The following is a 26,526-nucleotide window of genomic DNA, read 5'->3' as shown; positions in this document are numbered from 1 at the left end:
CTTGGTCGGGAAGCTATGGCCGCAAGGGGACAGGGCTGCCGTCGGGGTAGCGGGGCATGTAATCCTCATCCACCCCGTTCAGCAGGAAAAGATAGGCTAGCGACGTGGACATCTGCGAAGCCGGGAACGTCGCCGAAAAGATCGCCCGCGCCTTGCTGGCGTCCGAGAAGATCTCGTAAATGCGGCGCTGCACGAACTGCACGAGGTCCGGCCTGTCCTTGGTGATCATCAGGGCGTAAGGCTCGTAGGTGAACAGTTGCGACGTAGCCTCGGCATCGCAGCCGCCGCTGCGCGCCCGCGCCCGGTTCCATTTCGTCCATATCACATCGCGGTCGCCGATGTAGAATTTCTGGACCCTTGGGTTGTCCCTGCAAAACCACCTGGCCAGCTGTTCATGGCTTTTCATTCCGTAATACGTGAATGTCCTGTCGCGATCATCAGCATTTCGAAGGCGTGCGGAAATCCTGTTCCCGAGGCGCAGGAACCAGTTTTTCCCGTCTGGCGGTTCGGTGGCTTCCAAGGGGTCAGGCGATGCGTCTGAAGGGGTGCTTCCGCCGTCCCGGCATTCCTCGGCCGTTCTTGCCGACACGTCGCGGCAGATGTCCAGAACGACGGTTTTCGCCGTGGTCCCGTCGACATAGGCGATTTCTATGTCCAGATCCGTACGGGCGTTTTTCCGCTTCAGATAGGTCACGCCTGTCGCGAACACGATGGGCGAGAAGATGGCGTTCTGCGTCCGCTGGGGATCGTCATACCGTACGGTCACGGGATCGCAGACGATGTCCACCAGATCGTCCGGGCTTGCGCCAACTTTGCCGGGACGCAGGCGTTCGAAGCGGTCGCGTATCGTGATGGTCTTCGTGACGACATCATAATCTTGCGACCCCGCGAAAATCTCGTAGCAGAGATCGGCAAGATAACCCTGATGGCGGCCGGTGCTGGGGGGATCGCGATAGGCGAAGGGGGCCGCGTCCTCTCGCATCCCCAGCACGACGCGTCTGGAGTGGTCCTGTTCTTGCGCCTGCGCCTGCGTCCAGGACATCAAAGCCAGCATCAGAATGGCCGTAAGAATAATCGTGGCCGTTTCGGAACCGGCGGGCGGCCCTGACAGGTCGGATGACTTTTCATCCGACTTTTTCTTCGGCTTCTCATCCGGCTTTTCCGCCGCGACCCGGCCCGAGCCTGTTGTCTGCATCAGGAACAGGATCGACACGAGGGCCGCCACGGCGTCGATGAGATTGTTGGCCACGCCATCGACCACGTTCTTCCAGCAGGCGGGCGGGTCCGACACGACCGTGATCGTTTGATCGGGGTCGAAGCAGGCGGGGAAACCCGATCCGAACAACGATCCGTGCAGGGCCGCGAGAACGGCGGCCAGGACCGCGACCAGGCCCATCGTCAGGCCATGCCCCGCATTCGGGCGCACCCGCCGCGCCATCACGACGCAAGCGGCAACGAAGGCCGAGAACGGGGCCGCCGACATGAACCACCACAGGAACGGCGGAAAGCTTGCATCCGTGTTGAGACGGCCCAGCAGAAGCTGGTTGAAATGGTCGCTGTCGCGCGCCACGAGCCATGTATACAGCATGGCCAGCAGCGCCATCAGGATCAGGTTCGCGAAGCCCGCCCACAAAGCCGCGCTCATCGCGACGCCCATGGCGGTGCGGGGGCGCGGCTGTTCGGGGTTCGGACTGGTCGCGTATATGGCGAACAGGACCGGGAACACATAGATGCACATCGTGCGCAACGTCTCATATGCTGCGCTGACGCCCTTGGTCCAGAAGTTGCGCGGCATCGACGCCATCAGCCCGTGGTCGAGAAAGCTGATGGCCGCGATGTAGCCGATGAACAGAACCGCCGCGCAGCAGGCAAGCTGGCGCAGCGAAGGTCCGTAATCCTCGGCCTTGAAGACAGCCGTGACGGCCTCTTTCAAGCTGCCGTTCGACATGTTCTTGTATTCGCGATCCCGCTGGGCATAAACCGCGTTGATGGCCCCGATCTCGTACAAGTGGCGCTCCATGCTTTCGATCGCGATGACCAGTTGCTGTTCCTGGCGGGTCCGGAACTGCGTTGATTCGTATCCGCCCCCGTCGTCGCCCGAGGCAGCGGTTTCGGCCTTGCCGGCCATCGGCGTGTCCAGCAGTTCCGACAGATAACGTGCGGCGGCCCGCGCTTCGGCCAGTTGCCGCGACATCAGCGGCCGCATTTCGTCGCGCACGCTTTCGCGTGGCCATTGCGGGCTGTAAAGGCTGTCGATCATGCGCCACAGCACCACCAGCTTGCCCAGCACGTCCTCGACCTGATAGGTCTGGGCGATCTCGTTTCGCGCCCAGGGTTTCAGGCCCGTGACATGGCCGGAGAGGTTTCGGAAATTTTTCTCTACAGGGCCGCTGTCCTTGGGCGCGGCATCGGTCGGAACAGCCAGCTCCGCCGCCTCGGCGTTCAGTTCCCTCAGCTGGTGCGCCACCAGCAGGCGCGTGTATTCCTTGATACGGATCGGGATGCCCAGGGATCGGTGGATATGCCCACGCAAGGTCTTTTCCAGATGGTCCAGCGGCCCGATCAACTGCGTCAGCCCGGCCAGGCCAAAGGCAATTATCAGGGGCCATTGCGGGCTTTGAAGCGCCTGCGCGTCAAGATCGATAGGCCCGATCGACGGCACGTATTTCGCGATCCGCAGGATAACGCCGCTGAAAAAGGTGAAGGTGGCATACAGAAGCGACAGGACAAGCGCGTAAAGAAGAAACGCCCGCTGCATCAGCAGCGAATCCCGCATCTGCGCAGGCTGCAATTCCCGCAAGACCTTATAATCGAAAGGCGCGGGTTCGTAACTGCGGCGATTGAAGCGATTCCAGGCGTAAAGCCAGACGACCACGAGGCCGATCAGGAAATACATCAGCAATTCGCCGTTAACGTCGAAATTCGTCAAGGGAAAGGCCTGGTCGCTGAACGCGCCCGGAAGCGAACGGCTGTAATTCCAAAGAGAATCCGGGACGGTTTCAGGCCAAATTTCAACCAATAGATTCATCATCCCCTGACTCCGCGTCAAGGATCAGGACCAACCATAAAAGCAGGATAGGCTGTCAGCAGGTTCGGACGTTGGGATCGCACGGCGCGCCGGCCTGGAGCGGCTGCGGCGCCGACATTGCCGAAAAGAGAACAAGACATCCGGCAAGCAGGATCGTCAGGGCACGCATCTTGAAACTCCTGATTAAAGATGATTAACGGTATCATATCTTCCAAGGGCAATCAATAAAATACCACTGCCGTTCCGGAATATGCGCCGCCCGGTGGTTCCGTCCATCTGCCTGTAAAGCTGATAATTTATTTATGGTTGTTTCAAGCTGCATCTGTGTTCCGTGTTGAAAGGAGACGGTCGAGGATTGTTAAGGAATGTCAAAATGCAGATGACCGTTGAAAATATCTTCTGATTCCGTATGCTGTTCATCACATCATTTATTTCGGCGATCTGGCTGTCGTTCCTGTCTTCGGCCTGATGACAAAGCCGGGTGTGTGTTTCAAGGTTTGCTCATGAATGGTTCGATTCCCGAGTTGTTTGGCGCCAAGCGGGATATCACGGATCTTCGTGACTATTCCTATATGCCGCGCCCTGCGCTTTTGCCGGTCGAGCATATACCGTGGGACGGCCTGCTGGCCGAGGATAACCTGGCCAGGCTGATCCGCACGCAAAAAGATGGGACATGCGTGGGTCACGCGCTTGCCGCATTGATCGAAATCCAGGCCATTCTTCGCGGGACGCCCCCCGAGAGTCATGTTAGCGCCGCGATGCTGTATCAGATGGCGCGCTTTTTCGACATGCCGGACCATAAGGGGAACGACGCACATCCCGGCATCAGAACCCTGCGTTCGGCGATCAAGGCCTTTTTCCACCACGGCGCCTGCATGGACAGCGGGGAAGGCGGCTGGCCAGAGGACGACTTGGAAAGATCATGGCTTTCAAGAAAACAGGCGGATGCGGCCACGCGGTTCACGCTGGGGGCATACAGCCGGCTGCAACCCATCCTGCATCATTACCATTGCGCCATTGTCGAGGCGGGCGCGGTCCTGGCGACGGCCGAGATTCACGATGGCTGGCGCCAACCCGATCCGCAAGGTGTTATCCGCGACGGGCAAGGCAAGGAAGGCCGACCGCTGCACGCCTTCGTCATCGTGGGGTACGACAGACAAGGGTTTCTGGTCCTGAACAGTTGGGGGTCCGGCTGGGGCGGGGTTCCCGTGCCCGGCAGGCCCACCCCGGCCAAGGGCCTGGCGATCCTGCCCTATGCCGACTGGGCGCGTTCCATCGCGGACGGATGGGTGCTGCGGCTGGGCGTCCCCGGAGAAGAAGCCCTTGCCATCAACGCTGACGACCAGGGACTGAGCCGCGACCGATCCCGGGACGCGCGGCGCACCGTTCCCCAACGCATGCTTCGCGGGCACTTCCTCAACCTGGACGCGGGACGCTGGCAGCAGACCGGTCCGCTTGCCACCCCAGAACCTGCCGCGCGGGAGACCGTGGCGCGGATTTGGGACCGCCTGCACGACGATGCGGAATGCCGCGGCGTGGTCGTGGCCCTGCCCGGCGTGTTCGAGGGCGAGGCGTGCGGCTTCGCCCGGGCCGTCCGGCTGAAGAGCGCCTTCGCGACGCTGGACATGGAATTCCTGACCTGCTTCTGGTCGGCCAACATTGCCGCCGAAATGCAGGCCGTGCTGAGCGACATCTTCGCCCGCTGCCGCGACCGGGCCGGAGGCGACGCCAAATCCCTGGACGCCCTGTTCGAGGAAACCGCCCGCGGCGCAGGCCGGGCCTTCTGGCGCGACATCGAACGCCACGCCTATTGCGCGGCGATGCCCTGCGATCCCGATAGCGAACTGTGGCAGGACGAACCTGGCTGCGTCGATGATCGGGGGCGGCTGGGCGACGCCGTCCTGGACCTGGCGCAGGCCTGCGCCGATAACGGCAAGGCGCTGCACCTGCTTGCGAACGGCAGCGGTGCCTTGGTCGTGGACGCGCTGCTGAAGCGGGTCCAGACGCACGAAAACCGCGAAAATCCCCTGGGCTGGCTGCCGGGGCTTCAAGGCCTGTTCCTGACCTTTCCGGCGGTGCCGCTGGACCAGGCCGGGCTGCGGATCCTGCCGCTGGCGCGCGCGATGGCGCGGGACCGGGACGGGGCGGCGCGCATCCTCGTGCCGTCGCAGGGGCTTGAGGGACGGCTGACGGTCTCGGGCTATGGCCGGTCGATCCTGCAGCTGGTGTCGCAGTCGTTCCTGGAACGGGACCGCAACAGGTTGCGCCCGATGCTGGGCAGCTTTCCCGGCGCGCCCCTCGACCCCCTTCTGGAACCCCACGAAACCCGGCGGACCGACCGCCTGGACCAGCAAGACCTGGAAGACGACCCCTGTCTTGAAGACTGGGTCATCAAGGCCGTCGCCGGCCGCCCCATCCGCGCCGACCGGCCCGATCCGCCCCCCTCCATCCCGAAGGAGCATGCCATGGACACCGCATATCCGCCGAAGATCACCTTGAAGGAATTGCAGGACCGCATCAATTCGGGCGAACTGACGCCCGACGAGATGCGCCGGTACTTCACGGTGGACGAGAAGAAATCGGGGCCGTTCTCTCCGGTCCTGGTCATCAATCCCGACACCGTGCAGGTGCCGCCCGGATCGCGTTCGGCCCTGGCTCTCAATTCGGCCAATGCGGCCGCCCGGTGGGTGCGGCGGTCGCAATACGATGCGCGTATCGGCAGCGGCTATGACGGGCCGCGCATCGCGTCCGAGGGCGACAGCTGGTTCCAGTATCCGTTGCGCTTGTTCGACGTGATCGACTATGTGGCCCGGGATTACGCCGTCTTCGACACCTCGGCCGCGGGCGACCTGCTGGAAAACATGGCCCGCAAGCGCGAATACATCGACGCCCTGAAGCGCAGCGAGGCCGAAATCCTGCTGCTGTCGGCGGGCGGCAACGACGTTTGCGCGGGCGGCAACCTGGCCCGGCACCTGGAACGGTTCGATCCGGCGCTGAAACCCGCCGATTATCTCAGGCGCAGCTATCGGGCGGTGATGGACAACGCTATCGCATCCTATGAACGGATCTGCCGCGACGTGAACCGGCATTTCCCGGGCGTCACGGTCGTTGTCCACGGCTATGACTACGTGATCCCTGACGGCCGCTGGCTGGGCAAGCCCATGGCCGAACAGGGCATCATCGACCGCGCCCTGCAGCGCGCCATCGCGGCCGAGATGATCGACCAGTTCAACCGCGAATTGCGCCGCATGGCGCGGGGCCTGGACCATGTCGCCTATGTCGATTGCCGGGGCTGCGTTGGCGACGGCGACTGGTTCGACGAACTGCACCCCACTGACAAGGGGTTCGCCAAGGTGGCGTCCCTGGTCCTGACGAAGGTGAAGGAAATCACCGCACGCCGCCCGCAGCCCGCCCGGTCCGCGTCCTGGAAAAGCCTGCAGCAGACCGCCCACATGCGGGCGGGGCATCAGAACCGCGCCTATTCCCTGCATGTCGGCCTGAACACCCTCGATCCGCGCCATTACGCCGGCAACGACGGCAAGCTGTATGGCTGCGAGAACGACGCTCGCGCCATGCGCGGCCTGGCCCGCGCCGAAGGCTTCAAGGCCGACATCCTGCTGACGGCCGACGCGACTCGCGAGGCGGTGATCGAAGGGATGCGCCGGGCCGCGCGCGACCTGCAGGGAGGCGACCAGTTCCTGTTCACCTTCGCGGGCCACGGATCGCGCATCACCGACATGAACGGCGACGAGAAGACCAACCCCAAGGGCCTGATGGATAGCACGCTGTGCCTGTTCGACAGCCAGATGATCGACGACGAATTCTGGCACCTGTGCTCCGGCTTCCAGAAGGGGGTGCGCGTCACGGTTGTGGCGGACTGCTGCCATTCCGGCACGATGGCCCGCAAGGGGTTCATGCCCCTGGCGATGGAGGCCGCCGCGCCGATCCGCCCGCGCAACCTGCCCCGCGCGGTCGCCGCCGCGGTCGAGGATCAGAACCGCGATTTCTACGAACGCATCGCCCGCGAACTGCCGCATGTGGACCGGGCGATCCTCGCCTCGGCCATCACGCCCCTTGACGCGACCGTGATCCAGTTCAGCGCCTGCGAGGACGACCAGGAGGCCGCCGACGGCGATCAGAACGGCGCCTTCACCGCCGCCCTGCTGCGCATCTGGGACAGCGGCGCGTTTACCGGCAGCCACACCGCCCTGAAGCGCAAGCTGGCCGAGGAGTTGGCGGGCACAACGCAGACGCCGGGCTTGTTCACGCCTCAGCCCCGGGATCCGGCCTTCGCAAGGCAGCGGCCCTTCACGGTGCCGCGGTCCGGGGCGGAGGACGGCCCGGACCAGGACCGCGGCCATGCGGCGGCGGACGATCCCGAAAGAGAGCCTGAACCGGGCCAGGACGGGACGCCTGGCCGCGATGAGGACGCCGATCCGCTGACCCTGGCCGACGAGGGCGAGGATGCTGCGGAAACCGCGCTGCACCCCGCCCGAAGCCAGGGCAGGGCCTTGAGCGTGCCCGACGCGGTGGTCAGCAGGTTCCGCGACTTCATGAAGCCCTTTGGCATCGTCCATTTCGACCCCGAGGAGTTCCTGTACCTGGGATCGGCCCATTTCGGGAACGGCAAGGAGCGCGGCCTGAACGCGCCGCCGCCGGAAACCCTGTGGGCGAACATCGTTCCCACTGCGCAGGTGCTCGACAAGCTTCGGACGCGGCTTGATGCGCCGATCCGCATCACGAGTGCCTACCGCACCCCCGAATACAACAAGGCGATCGACGGGGCGGGGCAATCCTGGCACCTGCAGTTCCGCGCCTGCGACATCACCGCCGACGGAATCGCGCCGTCGCGTGTCGCGGACGCCTTGGCCCGGATGCGCGACGAAGGCGATTTCCGAGGCGGCATCGGGCGCTATGCCGGCTTTACCCATGTCGACACGCGCGGCGTCAATCAGGACTGGCCGAAAAGCTCTCTTTCCACGTCGGGAACGCAAGGCGACGACCGCGCGCTCCCCCGGTTGCGCCGGATCGCGGACACGATGCCCGAAAGCCGCCGCCCGCGCGGCGACGGGACCCACAGGCTTGACAGTGACCTGGAACAGGCGACTGCAGCCGTGAATGGCGCCCAGGTGATGGCACTGGGCGACGCCCTGACGGCCGATCAGCGCCGGGCGGTGCTGTATTCGTCCCAATTTGCGCAACGCGCCGCCGATGCAACTGCAGATCGCCTGATGGATCGCACGGCGTGGTGGACAACCTACAACGCCGCGCTTGCCGCCGCGGGATGGACCATCACCGGATCCATCACGCGCCAGGCGACGGCCAGGGATCTGAAGGCCACGCTGGATGCCATGGCCATGGACATCATGGCCGGCGTGGCGGGCGTGAACAAGCTGCGGGCGATCCGCGCCGTTCTGGACGGGCTGCGCGGCCTGGCTGACGCCGACAAGCGGCTGGTCCTGCTGGACGCCGAAACGTCCCGCAAGGGCGGCGGGGCCATCCAGATCGGCGAGGCGGAACTGGACCGGGGCAGCCTTGTCGTCACGACCGGCGCGGTCCAGTTTTCCGCCTTGGACGACCGCAAGCAGGTGCTGTTCGCCAAATGGGGCGGATCGGCGCAGCAGCTTTGGCTGGCGGCCGAAAGGCTGGTCCTGAATGAGGACTTCTTCTTTTCCACGGCGCAAGGGATCATCGAGGACCGCTTGGGCGACGCTGCCTCCCGTATTCTGGCCTTCGACCTTTCGGACGTTCACCAACCTGCGTGAACCGATCCTTTCCCCCTTATGCATCCCGGCGGCGCGCTGCAGCCGGGATGGCTCCAGATCGATCCGGCGTGGTTGGCAGGGCTACCGGACAAGGATGTGCGGCAGCGATTGCCCGCTCATCCTCCCCGCCTTATTCGGCGGGTTCAAAGGCGAACGGATCGGCAGCCACGAACTGGCCCGACACCTCGCCCGACAGGATGCGGCTCATGTCCACGCCGAGGTCGAGCTTCATCGCCGGTGCGCCTTCCGAAAAATCAAGCCGCTTCAGGTCCACCCAGAACACGTTGGGCGACAGGGCGGACTCGGCATAGAACAGCCGGTCGGTCTGGTCCGCCACGACGCGCCAGCGGGTGGTGGCGAGGTTGGGCTGTCCCGGCACGCTGATGCCCCAGGGGGTCGAGGCGTTGCGGATCACGCTCATGGTCGCGGCGGCGGCCACGCGCGGGTCAGAGGACTGCTGCACGGCGTCGATATAGAACGAGGCGCGCACGAAGCGGTCGGTGGCCCGGCTGGTGCCGGCAGGAAGTCGCGCGGGTTCACCCGGTTCCAATAGGCGCGCACGGCCAACTGCTCCTCGTAGCGCGGCTCGTTGGTCATCACGCGATAGTCGCGCCCGTGGTGGATCGTCAGCTCGCCGTCGATCCATTCCAGGATGGCGCTGTCGCCAGTGGCGTCCGACAGCAACAGATGCACCGTCGTCATCCGCCCGGGCATGGCCGGAACCTCGCCCGTCACGGCGTCGAAGGGGTTTGCGCGCAGGTGATCCACGGCCTCGGCCACGGTGGCGAAATTGTCGAGGAAATATTGCGCCCAGATCGACAGTGACATGCGCGGGGTCGTGCCGTCGTCCCCCGGATATTCGGTATCCACCTGCCACAGCAGGTTGGTTGCCAACCCCGCCTCGTTCATGCCGTCCACGGTCGAGATGTCGTAGCCCGACACGACCAGGCTGCCATAGCGCGAGGTCCATGTGACCGAGCGCGGCCCGGCCCGGCCGTCCCGTTCCATGCCGCGCGGGAAGACCCACAGGTTGCTGGTGATGGGCGCGCTCCAGTCGAAGCTGCGGCCCGTGAGGACACGCCCCTCGGGTCCCAGATAGACCGCGCGCGTGCAGGCGTCGGCGGTCGGAGCCGCTGCCATGATGGTGGCCAGGAACAGGGCTGCCGCCTTGTGAAAAGCTGTGGCCATCGGCTTTCTCCGCATCCCGAACCCCCGGGTCTTGATACCCCCCGGGCAGTTGGCCGGACAACAGGGAAGTTGCCCCGGCAGCGGGACCGGCCCTGGCCCGGTGTTCGCGCGCCTTCGGCGCAAGCGATGCCCGAGGCGTGGCGGGCCATGAAAAAGGCCGGTCCTGCGACCGGCCTTTTTCCTCAGTCTTCGTCGGGTTCGGCGACATCGGCGATGTCGTCCAGCGACACGTCGCCGTCGTCATCGTCTTCCTCCAGCAGGTCATCGTCCAGATCGCCGGCATCGTCGCCCAGATCCTCGTCCTCATCGACCAGATCCTCGTCGTCGCGGACGACGGCCTTTTCGGTCACAAGGGTCTTGCCGCGGCTGTCGGTCAGGCTTTCCAGCGTGAACGTGTTCCCGCAGGCGGGGCAGGTCATGGGATTGGCGCGCAGGTCATAGAACCGCGTCGCGCAGTGCGGGCACAGGCGTTTCGTGCCCCATTCCTCTTTGGGCATGGCATTTTCCTTCCGCCGTGTTTAGGGAAATCGGGGGTCCCCCTGCCACAGGCACGGGGGGGTGTCAAAGGCTTTTGACAGCAACCGGGGGACGGGGCAAGGGCAGGCGGATGGCCGAGGCGTTCACCATCGGCAACGGAATGCGGATCATGTGCCGGCGCTCGCCAAGGGCGCGGCGCATGGTGCTGCGGGTGCCGCGCGACGGCGGGCCGGTGGTGTTGACGCTGCCTGCCCATGTCGCGCTGTCGGACGGCGCGGCCTTTGCCGAGTCGCGCGCGGGCTGGCTGCAACAGGCGGCCGAACGGCGGCCCGCACCCGCCATCGCGCGGCACTGGGCGGTGATGCCGGTGGGCGGGGCGATGCTGGCGCTGACGCCCGCCGCCGTGCGCACGGCGGCGGTTGCGGGGGATGCGCTGCTGCTGCCCGCCAGCCGCCCGGCTGGAGCGGTGGTGCAGGCCTTTCTGAAGCACCGGGCGATGGAACAGCTGCGCGCCGCCTGCGACCGTCATGCAGCGGCGGTTGGCCGCAGTTACCGGGCCATCGTGCTGCGCGACACGCGGTCCCGCTGGGGCAGCTGCACGTCCGACGGGCGGCTGATGTTTTCCTGGCGGCTGGCGATGGCGCCGCCGGTGGTGCTGGACTATGTCGCCGCGCATGAGGTGGCCCACCTGCGCCACATGGACCATTCGCCTGCCTTCTGGGCAACGGTGGCGGGCCTGATGCCGGAATATGCCCGCCATCGCGACTGGCTGCGGCGGCACGGGGCAGAGCTTATGGCCTGGCAGTTCCGCGATCCGGCCGGGGATTGACGCGGGCGCCGTTTGTGATCACATGCAGGCCATGAACGCCCCCGCCCGATCGACCGACCCCTCCGCCCATGAAAAGCTGTATCGCAACCTGCGCAGCCGGATCATGCTGGGCGAGCTTCCTCCGGGCAAGGCGCTGACCCTGCGCGGCATCGCCCACGAATACAACCTGTCCATGACCCCCGCGCGCGAAGCCGTGCGCCGCCTGGTGGCCGAGGGCGCGCTGACGCTGTCGGCCTCGGGCCGCGTCACCACGCCCGCGCTGTCGGACGACCGGATCGAGGAACTGGCGGCGCTGCGGGCGCTGATCGAACCCGAACTGGCCGCCCGCGCCCTGCCGCGCGCCCATTTCGCGCTGATCGACCGGCTGGCGCAGATGAACGCCCGCATCGCGGATGCCGTGGAAAACCACGATGCGGTGGGTTACATCCGCTGCAACCTGGAATTCCACCGGATGCTGTATCTGCGCGCGCAGGCCCCGGCGATGCTGGCGATGCTGGAAACGATCTGGCTGCAACTGGGTCCGACGATGCGCGCGCTTTATGGCCGCGTGAAGCGGAACGAGCCGCCGCGCCATCACCGCATGATCCTGGCCGCGCTGCGGGCGGGGGACGAACCCGCCCTGCGGCTGGCCGTGCGCGCCGATGTCACGCACGGGTTGAGGCACCTGACCTCGGGCTGAGATTGGCGAAGGCGATGGCCTTCGCCAGCCGAACCTCAGCCCCGGCCCATCTGCGGCAGGCCCATCCCGCCAAAGCCCAGCTTCGGGATCTCGGACGGGATGATGCGGGTGTATTTCGTGCCCTCGATTGACGCGCCGGCCATCAGCCCCGCCTGGCCGAAGATCATCGCCACCACGGGAAGCTGCGCCGTGATCGTGTCGGCCCCGAGCGCCATGCCACCTTGCGGGATCGCGTAGAAGGCATTGGCCCCCGCCAGCCAGCCGGGCGAGGCGCGGAAGGACGCAAGCGCGCCATCGGTCTGGAAGATCAGCACATGCGCATATTGCTGCGCGCCCGCCTGCAGGCCCACCGTCGCGCGGGTGGCGGAATAGTAATCCACCGTCGCCCCCCCGATGCGCAGCGCGCCCTGGCCATAGGCGCCGCCAAAGCCGAACGCGGCCTCGGTCATCAGGGGCATGTAGAGCACGCCGCGCGCGTTCTGCACCAGGGCCTGCGCAGACGGATAGTTCTGGATCAGGTACTGGTGCGTCGCATCGACCCGTGCGTCCAGTTCGGCGCTGGCATTCGTGCCCACTGCATTGCTGCACCCCGCCAGGGCCAGGGCGGCGGTGCCGGCCGCGCCCTTCAGAAGGGTTCGGCGGCCCAGTTTCACCTGAAAATCGTTGCTCATCACATGTCCCACATCATCATGCCGGAAGACCCGGCATTTTGGGCGGATGCTAGGGGATTTCCGCAAGCCTGTCACCCGCCGCCATGCAGGCGGGCGGCACATCGCCTGCCCTTCAGGCGCGGGCCTTGATCGCCTCGGCCACCAGGGGCGCGAAATAGGTCAGGATCCCGTCGCAGCCCGCCCGGCGGAAGCACAGCAGGCTCTCGAACATCGCGTCCCGCGACAGCCAGCCGTTGCGGATGGCACCCTCCAGCATCGCGTATTCGCCGCTGACCTGATAGGCGAAGGTCGGCGCGCCGAACTGGTCCTTCACCGCGCGGCAGATGTCCAGATAGGGCAGGCCGGGCTTGACCATCACCATGTCTGCGCCCTCGGCGAGATCCCGGGCCACGCAGCGGATCGCCTCGCCCCGGTTGGCGGGGTTCACCTGATAGGTCTTCTTGTCGCCCACCAGCCGCCCCGACGCGCCCACCGCGTCCCGGAACGGACCATAGAAGCTGGAGGCGAATTTCGCCGCATAGGACAGGATCGCCACGTGCTTGTGGCCCGCGCTTTCCAGCGCCCCGCGCAGCGCGCCGATGCGCCCGTCCATCATGTCGCTTGGCCCCAGGATGTCCGCCCCGCTTTCGGCCTGGACCAGGGCCATGCGCACCAGGGCCTCGACCGTTTCGTCGTTCAGGATCTCTCCGTTCACGACGATGCCGTCATGGCCGTTGGCGTTATAGGGATCGAGCGCGATGTCGGTCATCACCGCCAGATCCGGCACGGCTTCCTTGACGGCGCGGATGGCGCGGTTGCCGATATTGTCGGGATCCCAGGCACGCTCGCAGGTTTCGGTCTTAAGGTCCCCGTCTGAATGGGGAAAGATGCAGACCGCCGGGATGTTCAGCTCCGCCGCCCGTTCCGCCGCCCGCCTTGCCCCGTCCAGCGTCAGCCGCTCCACCCCGGGCATGGACGCGATCTCGCCCTCGGCCCCTGCAACCTCGGTCACGAAGATCGGCCAGATGAGGTTGCCGGGCGTCACGTCGCATTCCGACACCATGGCGCGGATCGCGGGGGTGCGGCGCAACCGGCGCAGGCGCGAGGCGGGGAAGGGGGCGATGATCGGGGTGGGCATGGCGTATTCCTTTTCCGGGACCGGGACGGCTTTTCCTTCGCCCCCGACCGTTCTAAGGTCGCCCGCGACCAAGGACAAGGAAGCCCGCGTGCCGCAATTCGACAGCCTGATCGGCTTTCTGGACAGCCGGTCCTTTGGCACGGTCTGGTACTGGCTGGTGGTGATCGGCGCCTGGTCCCTGACCGGCCGCCACGTGATCGGCGTCCCGGCCGAGATCGTGGGCCGCGCCCGCGACGCGATCCAGGCGGGCGAGGGGGATTGCCCGGCGATGCTGCACCTGCTGGACTGGCTGTCGCTGGTGCTGCCGCGCTGGCGGCTTGGCGCGCGCGAAGGCGTGGCGTTCCTGGGGCTGACGGGTTTCGTGCTGACCTCGCTTGCGATCATGGGCATCGGCTATGCGCTGGAACTGGCGCTGGCCGCGTTCCTGCTGCTGCTGCCCTTCGCGGTGCTGTTCTGGATGCGCGTGGCGCTGGCCCGCCGCCTGATGCCGCTGCTGGAGGCGGCCGAGCAGGGCGCCCGGCCCGTCCCCGAGGCAGCGGCCGAGGCGGTCCGGCGCATGGTGATCCACCGCCGGCTGGTCACGATCCTGTCCATGGCGGCGGTGGCGGTCACGGCGCTGTGGGGGGCGCTGTGGTCGGTGGTCCATCCCTATGGCTTCTAAGCTTGACTCCGCCGCGTGGCGCTTTACCTCACCCCCATGGCCGAACACCTGATCCTTTCCGGCGCGCCCGAAGGCTATGACGCCGCCCTGATCGCGCGCGAGGCCGCGCGCGGCGCGCCCGTCATCCACATCGCCCGCGACGACCGCCGCATGGCCGCCATGCGCGCGGCCCTGGCTTTCCTTGCGCCCGGTCTTGCCGTGCTGGATTTCCCGGCCTGGGACACGACGCCCTATGACCGCGTCTCGCCCTCGCCCGACATCCAGGCGGCGCGGATGGCGACGCTGGCAGGCCTGGCGCAGGGGGCGGTCAAGGGGCCGTTCGTGCTGCTGACCACGCTGAACGCGGTCCTGCAACGCGTGCCCGCGCGCGACGTGGTCCGGGACGCCAGCTTCATCGCCCGCGTGGGCGACCGCATCAATGAATCCGCGTTGCGCGATTTCCTGGTGCGCATGGGGTTTTCCCAATCGCCCACGGTGACGGAACCCGGCGACTATGCCGTGCGCGGCGGCATCATCGACATCTTCCCCCCGGGCGAATCCGGTCCGGTGCGGCTCGACCTGTTCGGCGATGTTCTGGACGGCGCGCGCCGCTTTGACGTGGAAACGCAGCGCACCACGGAAAAGCTGTCCCGGATCGAACTGGCCCCGATGTCCGAGGTGATCCTGGATCCCGACGCGATCACCCGGTTCCGCCAGAATTACCGCATGGAATATGGCGGCGGCACCAACGACCCGCTGTATGAAAGCGTCAGCGCGGGCCGCAAGACGGCGGGGATGGAACACTGGCTGCCCTGGTTCCACGACCGGATGGAAAGCCTGTTCGATTACATGCCCGGCGCATCCGTCGTGCTGGACGATCATATCGGCCAGGTGATCGACGCCCGGCGCGGCATGATCGGGGAACAGTTCGGCGCGCGAAAGGCCGCGATGGCCGCCAAGGGGCGTAGCGACACGGTCTACAAGCCCGTGCCGCCAGACGCGATGTTCCCGACCGAGGGGGAATGGAACGGCTGGCTGGCCGCGTATCGCGTGCTGCGCCTGTCGGTCCTGCCGCAGCCGCCGGGACCGGGGGTGCTGGACGCGGGCGGGCGCGTGGGGCGCAACTTCGCGCCCGAACGCCAGGCGGAAAGCATCAACCTGTTCAAGGCCCTAGCCGATCATGTGAAGGCGCTTTCCAGGGATCACCGGGTCATCGTCGCCAGTTTCTCGGACGGCGCGCGGGAACGCCTGTCGGGGCTGCTGGCCGACGAAGGCCTGGCGGGCGCCAAGCCCATCACCGATGTCCGCGACCTGTCCGACAAACCGGGCGTGGTGGGTCTTGCCGTCTGGCCGCTGGACGAAGGCTTCGTGGCCGACGGGCAGGCGTTGGGCAAGCTGGCGGTGATCTCCGAACAGGACGTGCTGGGCGACCGGCTGATCCGGGGCGCGAAAAAGCGCCGCAAGGCCGACAACTTCCTGCGCGACACCACCAGCCTGACGCCGGGCGATCTGGTGGTCCATGTCGAACACGGCATCGGGCGCTATACCGGCCTGGAAACCATCACGGCGGCGGGCGTGCCCCACGACTGCGTGGCGCTGGAATACGCGGGCGGCGACCGCCTGTATCTGCCGGTCGAGAACATCGAGCTGCTGTCCCGCTATGGGCATGAGGAAGGCTTGCTGGACCGCCTGGGCGGCGGGGCCTGGCAGGCGCGGAAAGCGCGCCTCAAGGAACGCATCAAGCTGATCGCCGACAAGCTGATGCGGGTGGCCGCCGAACGCCTGCTGCGCGCCGCCCCCGTGCTGGAGCCGGAAGATCACGACTGGCAGGCCTTCGCCGCCCGCTTCCCCTATTCCGAGACCGAGGACCAGCTGTCCGCCATCGAGGACGTGATGGAGGATCTGTCCGCAGGCCGCCCCATGGACCGCCTGATCGTGGGCGACGTGGGCTTCGGCAAGACCGAGGTCGCGATGCGCGCGGCCTTCATCGCCGCCAGCCAGGGGATGCAGGTCGCGGTGGTTGCGCCCACGACGCTGCTGGCGCGCCAGCATTTCCGCACCTTCGCCGAACGCTTCCGCGGCACGGCGATCTGCGTGCGCCCCTTGTCGCGCTTCGTGTCCACCAAGGACGCCGCGAAGACGCGCGAAGGGCTGTCGGACGGCACCGTCGACATCGTCGTCGGCACCCATGCGGTGCTGGCCAAGGGCGTGCGGTTCAAGAACCTCGGCCTGCTCATCATCGACGAGGAACAGCATTTCGGCGTGGCCCACAAGGAACGGCTCAAGGAACTGCGCAGCGACATCCACGTGTTGACCCTAACCGCGACGCCCATCCCGCGCACGCTGCAACTGTCCCTGACCGGCGTGCGCGACCTGTCGGTGATCGGCACGCCCCCCGTGGACCGCTTGTCGATCCGCACCTATGTCAGCGAATTCGACAGCGTGACGATCCGCGAAGCCCTGCTGCGAGAGAAATACCGGGGCGGGCAAAGCTTCTTCGTGGTGCCGCGCCTGACCGACCTGCCCGATGTCGAACATTGGCTGAAGGAGAACATGCCCGAGCTGAACTACCTGGTCGCCCATGGCCAGCTTGCGGCGGGCGATCTGGACGGGCGGATGAACGCCTTTTACGACGGCAGCCACGACGTGCTGGTGGCGACCTCCATCGTCGAAAGCGGCCTCGACATCCCCACCGCCAACACCATGGTCGTCTGGCGCGCCGACATGTTCGGCCTGGCGCAATTGTACCAGATCCGGGGCCGCGTCGGCCGGTCCAAGACGCGCGCCTATTGCTATCTGACCACCAAGCCGCGCCAGCCGCTGACCCCGCAGGCCATGCGGCGGCTGAAGTTCCTGGGGTCCATCGACGGGCTTGGCGCGGGCTTCAACCTCGCATCCCAGGATCTGGACCTGCGCGGCGCGGGCAACCTGCTGGGAGAGGAACAATCGGGCCATATCAAGGAAGTGGGGTTCGAACTTTACCAGCAGATGCTGGAGGAAACCATCGCCAAGCTGAAATCGGGCGAGATCGAGGGCACGCCCGAGGACGAATGGGCGCCGCAGCTGAACCTGGGCGTGCCGGTCACGATCCCGGAAAGCTATATCCCCGACCTGGACGTGCGGTTGGGCCTTTACCGCCGCCTGTCCGGCCTGACCACCAAGGTGGAACTCGAGGGCTTCGCCGCCGAACTGATCGACCGCTTCGGACCCCTGCCAAGGGAAGTGAACACCCTGCTGCTGGTCATCCGCATCAAGGCCATGGCCAAGCGCGCCAATATCTCGCGCCTGGATGCCGGGCCAAAGGGGGCGACCGTCCAGTTCCACATGGACAAGTTCCCCAACCCCGCCGGTCTGGTCGAGTTCCTGACCGAGCAGAACGGCAAGGCCAAGATCACCGACAACAAGATTTTCGTGCCGCGCGACTGGAAATCCGACGCCGACCGCATCAAGGGCGCCTTCGCCGTCGCGCGCGACCTCGCGGCCAAGGCCAAGGCCGGAAAGTGATCCGCTTCGACCACGGGCCGCTGCCCGGCGGTACCCTGTTCGCGGCGCCCCGCACGGTGATCCGCGCCGACACCGCGGCGGGGGTCGGCCCGGCCCTGACGGCCATCGAGGCCGCGCGGGCGCAGGGCCATTGGGTCGCGGGCTGCCTGTCCTATGAACTGGGCCATGCGCTGATCCCGAAGCTGGCCCCCTTGATGCCCGCCCGGCGCGATCACCCGCTGATCCTGATGGGCGTCTTCGACGCGCCGCGCCCCGTGCCCGCCTTGCCCGATCCGGCGGGGACCATCGGCCCCGCGCGGCCGTTGTGGTCGCGGGCACGCTATGACGCGGCCATCGCCAAGGCGCGGGACTACATCGCGGCGGGCGATTGCTATCAGGTGAACCTGACCTTTCCGATGGGGGCCGATGCGGCGGGCGATCCCTTGGCGCTCTATGCCGCCTTGGCTGCGCGTCAGCCGGTGGGCGAGGGGGCCTTCGTCGATCTGGGCGGCCCGGTCGTGCTGTCGCGCAGCCCCGAGCTGTTCTTCGCCGTCGATGCCTCGGGCCGGATCGAGACGCGGCCCATGAAGGGCACCGCCCCGCGTGGGGCTGACGCCGCCCAAGACGCGGAGCGTGCCGCCCTCGCCGCGTCCGAAAAGGACCGGGCCGAGAACCTGATGATCGTGGACCTGCTGCGCAACGACCTGTCGCGCGTCTGCCTGCCCGGCAGCGTCCGCGTGCCGCGGCTGTTCCATGTCGAAACCTATGCGACGGTCCACCAGATGATCTCGACCGTCACCGGGCAACTGGCGCCGGGGACGGGTCTGCCGGCGATCCTGCGGGCGCTGTTTCCCTGCGGGTCGATCACCGGCGCGCCCAAGATCCGGGCCATGCAGATCATCGCGGAACTGGAAGGGGCGCCGCGCGGGGTTTACTGCGGGGCGATCGGTTGGATGGATCCGGCCGGGCCGATGCGCTTTTCGGTGGCGATCCGCACGCCCGTGCTGGAGGCGCCAAACCGCTTGTTGCTGAACGTCGGCGGCGGCATCACCCATGACAGCCGCGCCGGATCGGAATGGGAGGAAGCGCTGTGCAAGGCCGCGTTCCTGGACCTGTCCCCGAGGGGCTGACCGTCTTCGAGACCATGCGGGCCGAGGCGGATGGCCGCATCGCGCTGTGGCCGCTGCACCGCGACCGGCTGCGGCGGGACTGCGCGGCGGTGGGATTTTCTTTAGACTGGGCGGCGGTCGAGGGCGCCTTGGCTGGCCTGCCGCGCGGGCAGATCCTGCGGGCGCGGCTGAGCGTGGATGCGGCGGGGACGATCGGCGTGACGCACCAGCCGCTGCGGCCAAACCCGGGCTTTTGGTGGGTGGTCCTGTCGCCCCTGCGGCTGGACAGCGGCGATCCCTGGCTGCGCATCAAGACCTCGCATCGTCCGGTCTATGACCGCGCCCGCGCCGCGCTGCCGGGTGGCATTGACGAAGCGATCCTGCTGAACGAACGCGGCGAGGTGTGCGAGGGAACCATCACCAGCCTGTTCCTGCGGCGGGAGGATCGGCTCCTGACGCCGCCGCTGGATTGCGGGCTGCTGCCCGGCGTGCTGCGCCAGTCGCTGATCGAAACGGGCCAAGTCCAAGAGGCGCGGCTGTTGCCCGCCGATCTGGAGACCGGGGATCTGTTCATGGGCAACGCCCTGCGCGGCCTGATTCCGGCGCGCCTGGCCTGAGGGGAGCGTTTCCAACCCCCGTCGAGGGGGCCGGAAACGTCGCGCCTTCGGCAGACGAAAGCCCCCACGAGAACAGCTATCGCCTGGAAGCAATCCCCCAGAGAGCGGAAGCATCGCGCCACTTCAAAACGAAAGCCCCGCCGCGACAGGGTCGGGCGGGGCTTCCAAGGTCAGGTCAGGCGATCACTCCGCCGTCAGCAGCGGCGTCTTGGACTTGCCGATGCGCGGGGCGTCGGGACCGGTGATGTCGAAGGCGGGCTTGTCGTCCTCGATCTTCACGCGGACCACGCCGCCCTTGGTCAGCCGGCCGAACAGCAGTTCCTCGGCCAGCGGCTTCTTGATGTGTTCCTGGATCACGCGGCCCAGGGGACGGGCGCCCATCTTGTCGTCGTAACCCTTTTCGGCCAGCCAGTCGGCGGCCTCAGCGGTCAGCTCGATGTGGACATTGCGGTCCATCAGCTGCGCTTCCAGTTGCAGCACGAACTTCTCGACCACATGGACCACCACGTCGCGCGACAGCGCGGCAAAGCTGATGATCGCGTCCAGGCGGTTGCGGAATTCGGGCGTGAAGGTCCGCTCGATGGCGGCGGTATCCTCGCCCTCGCGCTTGTCGCGGCCGAAACCGATCGCGGCCTTCTGCATGTCGGACGCGCCCGCGTTCGAGGTCATGATCAGGATCACGTTGCGGAAATCCACCTGACGGCCGTTGTGGTCGGTCAGTTTCCCGTGGTCCATCACCTGCAGCAGGATGTTGTAGACATCAGGGTGCGCCTTCTCGATCTCGTCCAGCAGCAGCACGCAATGGGGGTGCTGATCCACGCCGTCGGTCAGCATCCCGCCCTGGTCAAAGCCGACATAGCCCGGAGGCGCGCCGATCAGGCGGGAAACCGCGTGCTTTTCCATGTATTCCGACATGTCGAAGCGCAGCAGCTCGACGCCCAGGGTCGAGGCCAACTGCTTGGCGACCTCGGTCTTGCCCACGCCCGTGGGTCCGGCGAACAGATAGTTGCCGATGGGCTTTTCAGGCTCTCGCAACCCCGCCCGCGCCAGCTTGATGGCCGAGGACAGCGCGGTGATCGCCGCATCCTGGCCGAAGACCACGCGCTTGAGCGTCGCTTCCAGGTCCCGCAGAACCTCGGCATCGTCCTTGCTGACGTTCTTGGGCGGGATGCGGGCGATCTTGGCCACCACGGCCTCGATCTCCTTGGGGGAAATCGTCTTGCGCCGCTTGCTTTCGCTGACCAGGTGCTGGGCCGCGCCCGCCTCGTCGATCACGTCGATGGCGCTGTCGGGCAGCTTGCGGTCGTTGATGTAGCGGCTGGCCAGTTCCACCGCCGACTTGATCGCCTCGTTGGTATAGCGCAGGTCGTGGTGCTTCTCGAAGGAGGGCTTCAGGCCCATCAGGATCTTGATGGTGTCGGCCACCGAAGGCTCGTTCACGTCGATCTTCTGGAACCGGCGCGACAGGGCGCGGTCCTTTTCGAAGTGCTGCCGGAACTCCTTGTAGGTGGTCGATCCCATGCAGCGCAGCTTGCCGCCCGACAAAGCCGGTTTCAGCAGGTTCGACGCATCCATCGCCCCGCCCGAGGTCGCGCCCGCGCCGATCACCGTGTGGATCTCGTCGATGAACAGGATCGCGTCGGGGTGGTTCTCAAGCTCCTTCACGACGGCCTTCAGGCGTTCCTCGAAGTCGCCGCGATAGCGGGTGCCCGCCAGCAGCGCGCCCATGTCCAGCGAAAAGATCGTGGCGCCTGCCAGCACGTCGGGGGTTTCCCCGCGCGTGATCTTCAGCGCCAGGCCTTCGGCGATGGCGGTCTTGCCGACGCCCGGATCGCCCACCAGCAGCGGGTTGTTCTTGCGGCGGCGGCACAGGACCTGGATGGCCCGTTCGACCTCAGGCTCGCGGCCGATCAGGGGGTCCACGTCGCCCTTTTTCGACTTGGCGTTCAGATCGACGCAGTACTTGCCAAGGGCGGTTTCGTCCTTGGATTCGGGCGCGGCCTCGGCCTGCTTCTGTTCGGGTTCGTCCGACCCCACGACCTTGCGGTTTTCGTTGAAGGACGGGTTCTTGGCCACGCCATGCGCGATGAAGTTGACCGCGTCGTAACGGGTCATGTCCATTTCCTGCAGGAAGAAGGCCGCGTTGGATTCGCGTTCGGCGAAGATCGCGACCAGCACGTTGGCGCCCGTCACCTCTTGCCGGCCCGAGCTTTGGACATGGATCGCGGCGCGCTGGATCACCCGCTGGAAGGCGGCGGTGGGCACGGCCTCGGATCCTTCGACATCGGTGATGAGGGTCGAAAGATCGTCTTCGATGAAGTCGATCAACAGCTTGCGCAATTCATCCAGATCGACGTTGCAGGCCCGCATCACCTTGACCGCGTCCGGTTCCTCGGTCAGGGCCAGCAGCAGGTGTTCGAGCGTGGCAAGCTCGTGTCGATGTTCGTTCGCCAGCGCAAGCGCCTGGTGAATGGCCTGTTCCAGGGAGGTCGAGAAACTTGGCACGGTCGTCTCCTGTCCAGTCGGCTGGCGGTATGGGCATATCTTGTGCCCACCTGCCCAGACTGTCACGATACAGTTAAGATTTGGTGGAATTCGGTCGGCATCAAGTGCTTTTTCACGCGGATGCCACGATTTTCCCACGGTTGAGGCAGATGTGATGCGCCGCCGCGCGAATTTCAAGCGCGGCTCGCGAAGCGGGGCTTTTCACTTGCCCGTCAGAACGCGTCCTTCATGGATCGAAGACGCGCGAAGACCTCGGCGTCGGGGGCGTTTTCCATCCCCAGGGGGGCGCGCAGCGCCGCGACGCGCAGGAAGGGGTTGGTGTCGCGTTCCAGGGCCAGGGTGGCAGGCGCGCAGGGCTGGCGCGCCTCTTGGACCGCCGCCAGCCGGTCGCGCAGCGCCTGGTTGCCGGGATCAACCGACAGGGCGAAGGCGCCGTTGCCCGCGCAGTAATCGTGGCCCGAGCAGATCAGCGTATCGGCGGGCAGGGCGTTCAGGCGCGACAGGCTGTCCCACATCATCGCGGCCGTTCCCTCGAACAGGCGGCCGCAGCCAAGGGCCATCAGGCTGTCGGCGGTGAAGGCATAGCCCGATTGGGGGAAATGGAAGGCGACGTGGCCGACGGTGTGGCCGGGAACGTCGATGATCTCGACCGGCTCGCCCAGGGCTTCCAGCGGCTCGCCCGGCGTGATCCGCAGGTCCAGAGGCGGCAGGCGGTGCGCATCCGCCGCTGCGCCGATCACCATCGCCCCGGTTTCGCGCACCAGTTCCGCCACGCCATCGACGTGATCGCCATGATGATGGGTCAGCAGGATCGCCGACAGGCCCCAGTCCCGCGCCTGAAGGTCGCGCAGGACCGGCGCGGCTTCGGGGGCGTCGATCAGGACCGTGCCCTCGTCGCCATGCAGCAGATAGGCATAGTTGTCCTGGCGGCAGCGCAGCGTGACCAGTTCCAGCGGCATTGGCAAAATCCCTTTCCTGTGATGAGGTCGAGCCTGTCAAAAGCCGGGCCGGGGCGCAATGCACCACGATATCGCCGATCTCCGCAGCTTCTATTACCAGCGCGCGCTTGGGCGCGTCGTCCAGCGCATCCTGCGCGACCGGCTGATGACGCGCTGGCCGCCCGGGGGCTGCACCGGCATGAACGTCGCGGGCTTCGGCTTCGCCGCCCCGATGCTGAGACCCTATCTGCCGACGGCGCGGCGCGTCACGGCGCTGATGCCCGGCCCGCAGGGGGTGATGGCCTGGCCCGCCGGGATGCCCAATCACAGCGTCCTGTGCGACGAGACCGCCTGGCCGCTGGAAACCGGCAGCGTGGACCGGCTGGTGCTTCTTCACGGGCTGGAGACCAGCGACGATCCCGCCGCCCTGCTGGCCGAGGCCTGGCGCGTGCTCGGTCCCGGCGGGCGGATGATGGTCATGGTGCCGAACCGCGCGGGGCTGTGGGCGGCATCCGACCGCACGCCCTTCGGTTTCGGGCGCAGCTACACCACCGGGCAGATCGAGACGCAGGCGCGCCGCGCGGGCTTCGTGCCCGACTGGCACGGCTCGGCGGTGTATATCCCGCCCTCGGACCGCCGCTTCTGGCTGGGCAGCGCGCAGATGTGGGAACGCACGGGCGCGCGCATCAGCCGGGTGCTGATCGCGGGCGTGGTGCTGATCGAGTTGACCAAGCAGGTTCGCGCCCCCCTGGGACCTGACCTGCGCGTCCACGTGCCAAGCCCGCTGGAGATCCTGGATGGCGTCGTCAGGCCGCGTCCGACCCGTGCGCCTGCGGGGCGAAACTTGCAGCATCTGCAAGAAAATGACCGGCAGCCGGCCCGAATCGATCAGGACCTGTCCATAAGGTGAACTGCCGCAGTGCAGCAAAGTCGCCTATATGAAGCCTGTATCTGGTGGCCTGCCGTTAACGAGTCTTCCGTTTCGCCGCGTTCGGCATCGCCTGGAACCGGAAAAACGCCTGCCTTGTATCGTTGCCAGTAGTCCCGGCGTGGCGCGTCACCTGCATGGGTGGCAGGTCACGCCGGGTTGTTCACGCGATCCATGCTGCAACTGCGAAGGACCGGTCCCGCGGCAAGCGTTCTTCGCTTCGGCGCCGCGATGCCGCCCGTGCTGCGGGTGCCGTTGCGATCCGAAGGTCGCAATCCTTCTCATTTCCGTGCGCTAGCCGGTTGCCCGGGCCGATTTCACCTGCTAGAGACGCCGCAGATTTCATGACGGTCCCAAAGGCCGTGCGAACGCGACCCGCACCCCGCGACAGACCGGACGAACGCCCGGCCCGCCAGCGGGGCTTGCGCAAACCGTAAAGGATGACCGTGGCCAACTCTGTTTCCATGTCCCAGAGCATCGCCGGGCGCTATGCGCAGGCCGTCTTCGACATCGTCAAGGAAGACGGGGGCCTGGACGCCCTGGCCCGGCAGACCGAGGATCTGGGCACGGCGCTGCATGACAGCGCGGATCTGCACAGCCTGATCAGTTCGCCCCTTTACACCCGCGACGACCAGGCCCGCGCCATCGGTGCCGTGGCGCAGAAGATGGGCCTGTCGCCGGTGCTGTCGAACACGCTGCAACTGATGGCCCGGAACCGCCGCCTGTTCGTGCTGCCGCAACTGGTGCGCCAGTTGCAGGACCGGATTGCCGTGGAACGCGGCGAGGTCACGGCCGATGTCACAAGCGCGGTCGCGCTGACCGGCGAGCAGCAGGCGCGCCTGCGCGACACGCTGGCCCTGAAGTCGGGCAAGATCGTCAAACTGAACACGCGCGTCGATGAAACCCTCATCGGCGGCATGATCGTCAAGCTAGGCTCGCAGATGATCGACAGCTCGATCCGCTCGAAGCTTGCCTCCCTCCAGAATGCTATGAAAGAGGTCGGATAATGGGAATCCAGGCTGCCGAGATTTCGGCCATCCTCAAGGATCAGATCAGGAACTTCGGCCAGGAGGCCGAGGTGGCCGAGGTGGGTCAGGTGCTGTCCGTTGGTGACGGCATCGCCCGCGTCTATGGCCTGGACAAGGTGCAGGCCGGCGAGATGGTGGAATTTCCCGGCGGCGTCCGGGGGATGGTTCTGAACCTGGAAACCGACAACGTCGGGATCGTGATCTTCGGCGATGACCGGGCGATCAAGGAAGGCGACACCGTCAAGCGCACGCGGTCCATCGTGGACGTGCCGGTCGGCAAGGGCCTGTTGGGCCGCGTCGTGGACGCGCTTGGCAACCCGATCGACGGCAAGGGTCCGATCGAGGCGACCGAGCGCCGGATCGCCGACGTGAAGGCCCCCGGCATCATGCCGCGCAAGTCGGTTCACGAACCGATGGCGACCGGCCTGAAGTCGGTTGACGCCATGATCCCGGTCGGCCGCGGCCAGCGCGAGCTGATCATCGGCGACCGCCAGACCGGCAAGACCGCCATCGTTCTGGACACGATCCTGAACCAGCAGAACTACAACGGCCGCGAGGCCGAGGGCATGAAGACCCTGCACTGCATCTATGTCGCCGTGGGTCAGAAGCGTTCGACCGTGGCCCAGCTGGTCAAGAAGCTGGAAGAAACCGGGGCCATGGCCTATACGACCGTGGTGGCCGCGACCGCGTCCGACCCCGCGCCGATGCAGTTCCTGGCGCCCTATTCGGGCACCGCGATCGGGGAATATTTCCGCGACAACGGCATGGACGCACTGATCATCTATGACGACCTGTCCAAGCAGGCCGTGGCCTATCGCCAGATGTCGCTGCTGCTGCGCCGTCCGCCCGGGCGCGAAGCCTATCCGGGCGACGTGTTCTATCTGCACTCGCGCCTGCTGGAACGTTCGGCCAAGCTGAACGAGGCCAACGGCTCCGGCTCGCTGACCGCGCTGCCGATCATCGAGACGCAGGCGGGCGACGTGTCGGCCTATATCCCGACCAACGTGATCTCGATCACCGACGGCCAGATCTTCCTGGAAACCGAACTGTTCTTCCAGGGCATCCGCCCGGCCGTGAACACCGGCCTGTCGGTGTCGCGCGTGGGTTCGGCGGCCCAGACCAAGGCGATGAAATCCGTCGCCGGTCCGGTCAAGCTGGAACTGGCCCAGTATCGCGAGATGGCGGCCTTCGCGCAGTTCGGGTCCGATCTGGACGCGGCCACGCAGCGCCTGCTGAACCGCGGCTCGCGCCTGACGGAGCTGATGAAGCAGCCGCAGTACCGCCCGCTGACGAACGCGGAAATCGTGATCGTGATCTATGCCGGGACCAAGGGCTACATCGACACCGTGCCGGTGCGCGAGGTCGTGGCCTGGGAAGACGGGCTGATCCAGTTCCTGCGCAACCAGAAGGCCGACCTGCTGGACGACATGACCCGCAACGACCGCAAGGTTTCGGGTGATCTGGAGAACGCGATCAAGGCCGCTCTGGACGCATACAACAAGACCCGCGCCTGAGAGGGGGAAT

General features: G+C 66.5%; 18 protein-coding genes. 10 read left to right on the top strand and 8 right to left on the bottom strand.

The genetic code is table 11. The annotated features are described in order from the left end of the window. Nucleotides 1–13: 13 nt before the first annotated feature. Nucleotides 14–2,929: a transporter substrate-binding domain-containing protein gene (locus GIY56_RS04895; protein ID WP_154763681.1), complete on the bottom strand. Its 2,916-nt coding sequence runs from the start codon at nt 2,927–2,929 to the stop codon at nt 14–16. A 602-nt stretch (nt 2,930–3,531) separates the two neighbouring features. On the opposite strand from GIY56_RS04895, the gene GIY56_RS04890 reads away from it, so the two are divergent. After that, entirely contained in the window at nt 3,532–8,793 is a 5,262-nt protein-coding gene (locus tag GIY56_RS04890) for a caspase family protein (protein WP_154763680.1), read from the top strand. 130 nt (nt 8,794–8,923) lie between these two features. On the opposite strand, the gene GIY56_RS18835 is transcribed toward GIY56_RS04890, so the two are convergent. From GIY56_RS18835 to GIY56_RS04880, 3 genes are all read right to left on the bottom strand, one after another. Next, a complete protein-coding gene (locus GIY56_RS18835) occupies nt 8,924–9,256 on the bottom strand; it encodes a hypothetical protein (protein ID WP_328288459.1) in 333 nt (110 codons plus the stop codon). Continuing rightward, the gene (locus GIY56_RS18720) at nt 9,211–9,981 is read right to left on the bottom strand and encodes a linear amide C-N hydrolase (protein ID WP_328288446.1); all 771 of its coding nucleotides are present in this window, start codon (nt 9,979–9,981) and stop codon (nt 9,211–9,213) included. The genes GIY56_RS18835 and GIY56_RS18720 overlap by 46 nt, the downstream gene beginning before the upstream one ends. Nucleotides 9,982–10,163: 182 nt before the next feature. After that, nucleotides 10,164–10,478, bottom strand: coding sequence for an FYDLN acid domain-containing protein (locus tag GIY56_RS04880; protein ID WP_154763679.1), 315 nt, complete (start codon nt 10,476–10,478; stop codon nt 10,164–10,166). Between the two features lie 110 nt (nt 10,479–10,588). On the opposite strand from GIY56_RS04880, the gene GIY56_RS04875 reads away from it, so the two are divergent. Beyond that, nucleotides 10,589–11,287, top strand: a complete 699-nt coding sequence (locus tag GIY56_RS04875; protein ID WP_154763678.1) for a M48 family metallopeptidase — start codon at nt 10,589–10,591, stop codon at nt 11,285–11,287. Nucleotides 11,288–11,318: 31 nt separating this feature from the next. Then, nucleotides 11,319–11,966, top strand: a complete 648-nt coding sequence (locus tag GIY56_RS04870) for a GntR family transcriptional regulator (protein WP_154763677.1) — start codon at nt 11,319–11,321, stop codon at nt 11,964–11,966. Nucleotides 11,967–12,001: 35 nt separating this feature from the next. Here the strand turns inward: GIY56_RS04870 and GIY56_RS04865 are convergent, their stop codons facing one another. Together GIY56_RS04865 and hemB are read right to left on the bottom strand one after the other, a co-directional pair. Beyond that, nucleotides 12,002–12,637, bottom strand: coding sequence for a lipid-binding SYLF domain-containing protein (locus GIY56_RS04865; protein ID WP_154763676.1), 636 nt, complete (start codon nt 12,635–12,637; stop codon nt 12,002–12,004). A gap of 112 nt (nt 12,638–12,749) precedes the next feature. Then, nucleotides 12,750–13,754, bottom strand: a complete 1,005-nt coding sequence (gene hemB / locus GIY56_RS04860) for a porphobilinogen synthase (RefSeq protein ID WP_154763675.1) — start codon at nt 13,752–13,754, stop codon at nt 12,750–12,752. An 88-nt stretch (nt 13,755–13,842) separates the two neighbouring features. Here hemB and GIY56_RS04855 point away from each other — a divergent pair, with 88 nt between their 5' ends. The 4 genes from GIY56_RS04855 to GIY56_RS04840 are packed head-to-tail and all read left to right on the top strand — an operon-like array spanning nt 13,843 to nt 19,603. Beyond that, nucleotides 13,843–14,415, top strand: a complete 573-nt coding sequence (locus GIY56_RS04855; protein ID WP_154763674.1) for a hypothetical protein — start codon at nt 13,843–13,845, stop codon at nt 14,413–14,415. Nucleotides 14,416–14,451: 36 nt separating this feature from the next. Beyond that, a complete protein-coding gene (gene mfd / locus GIY56_RS04850; protein WP_154763673.1) occupies nt 14,452–17,898 on the top strand; it encodes a transcription-repair coupling factor in 3,447 nt (1,148 codons plus the stop codon). After that, entirely contained in the window at nt 17,895–19,007 is a 1,113-nt protein-coding gene (locus tag GIY56_RS04845; protein WP_328288445.1) for an aminodeoxychorismate synthase component I, read from the top strand. The genes mfd and GIY56_RS04845 overlap by 4 nt, the downstream gene beginning before the upstream one ends. Further along, entirely contained in the window at nt 18,968–19,603 is a 636-nt protein-coding gene (locus tag GIY56_RS04840; RefSeq protein ID WP_196053549.1) for an aminotransferase class IV, read from the top strand. Before GIY56_RS04845 ends, GIY56_RS04840 begins: the two co-directional genes overlap by 40 nt. 183 nt (nt 19,604–19,786) lie before the next feature. On the opposite strand, the gene clpA is transcribed toward GIY56_RS04840, so the two are convergent. Both clpA and gloB read right to left on the bottom strand, forming a co-directional pair. Then, nucleotides 19,787–22,108, bottom strand: coding sequence for an ATP-dependent Clp protease ATP-binding subunit ClpA (gene clpA, locus GIY56_RS04835; RefSeq protein ID WP_328288444.1), 2,322 nt, complete (start codon nt 22,106–22,108; stop codon nt 19,787–19,789). A 212-nt stretch (nt 22,109–22,320) separates the two neighbouring features. After that, nucleotides 22,321–23,067 (bottom strand): hydroxyacylglutathione hydrolase, encoded by a 747-nt coding sequence (gene gloB / locus GIY56_RS04830; RefSeq protein WP_154763671.1) that lies wholly within the window; start codon nt 23,065–23,067, stop codon nt 22,321–22,323. 58 nt (nt 23,068–23,125) lie between these two features. Between gloB and GIY56_RS04825 the strand changes: the two genes are divergently transcribed. From GIY56_RS04825 to atpA, 3 genes are all read left to right on the top strand, one after another. Then, the gene (locus GIY56_RS04825; RefSeq protein ID WP_154763670.1) at nt 23,126–23,956 is read left to right on the top strand and encodes a methyltransferase domain-containing protein; all 831 of its coding nucleotides are present in this window, start codon (nt 23,126–23,128) and stop codon (nt 23,954–23,956) included. 464 nt (nt 23,957–24,420) lie between these two features. Further along, nucleotides 24,421–24,981 (top strand): F0F1 ATP synthase subunit delta, encoded by a 561-nt coding sequence (locus GIY56_RS04820; protein WP_328288443.1) that lies wholly within the window; start codon nt 24,421–24,423, stop codon nt 24,979–24,981. Further along, nucleotides 24,981–26,516, top strand: a complete 1,536-nt coding sequence (atpA, locus tag GIY56_RS04815) for a F0F1 ATP synthase subunit alpha (RefSeq protein ID WP_154763668.1) — start codon at nt 24,981–24,983, stop codon at nt 26,514–26,516. Before GIY56_RS04820 ends, atpA begins: the two co-directional genes overlap by 1 nt. Nucleotides 26,517–26,526: the final 10 nt, after the last annotated feature.

Source organism: Paracoccus lichenicola (assembly GCF_009708075.1).
Classification (GTDB): domain Bacteria; phylum Pseudomonadota; class Alphaproteobacteria; order Rhodobacterales; family Rhodobacteraceae; genus Paracoccus; species Paracoccus lichenicola.
Note: the sequence above shows the minus strand (reverse complement) of the source record. Positions and strands in the feature narration are given on the sequence as shown.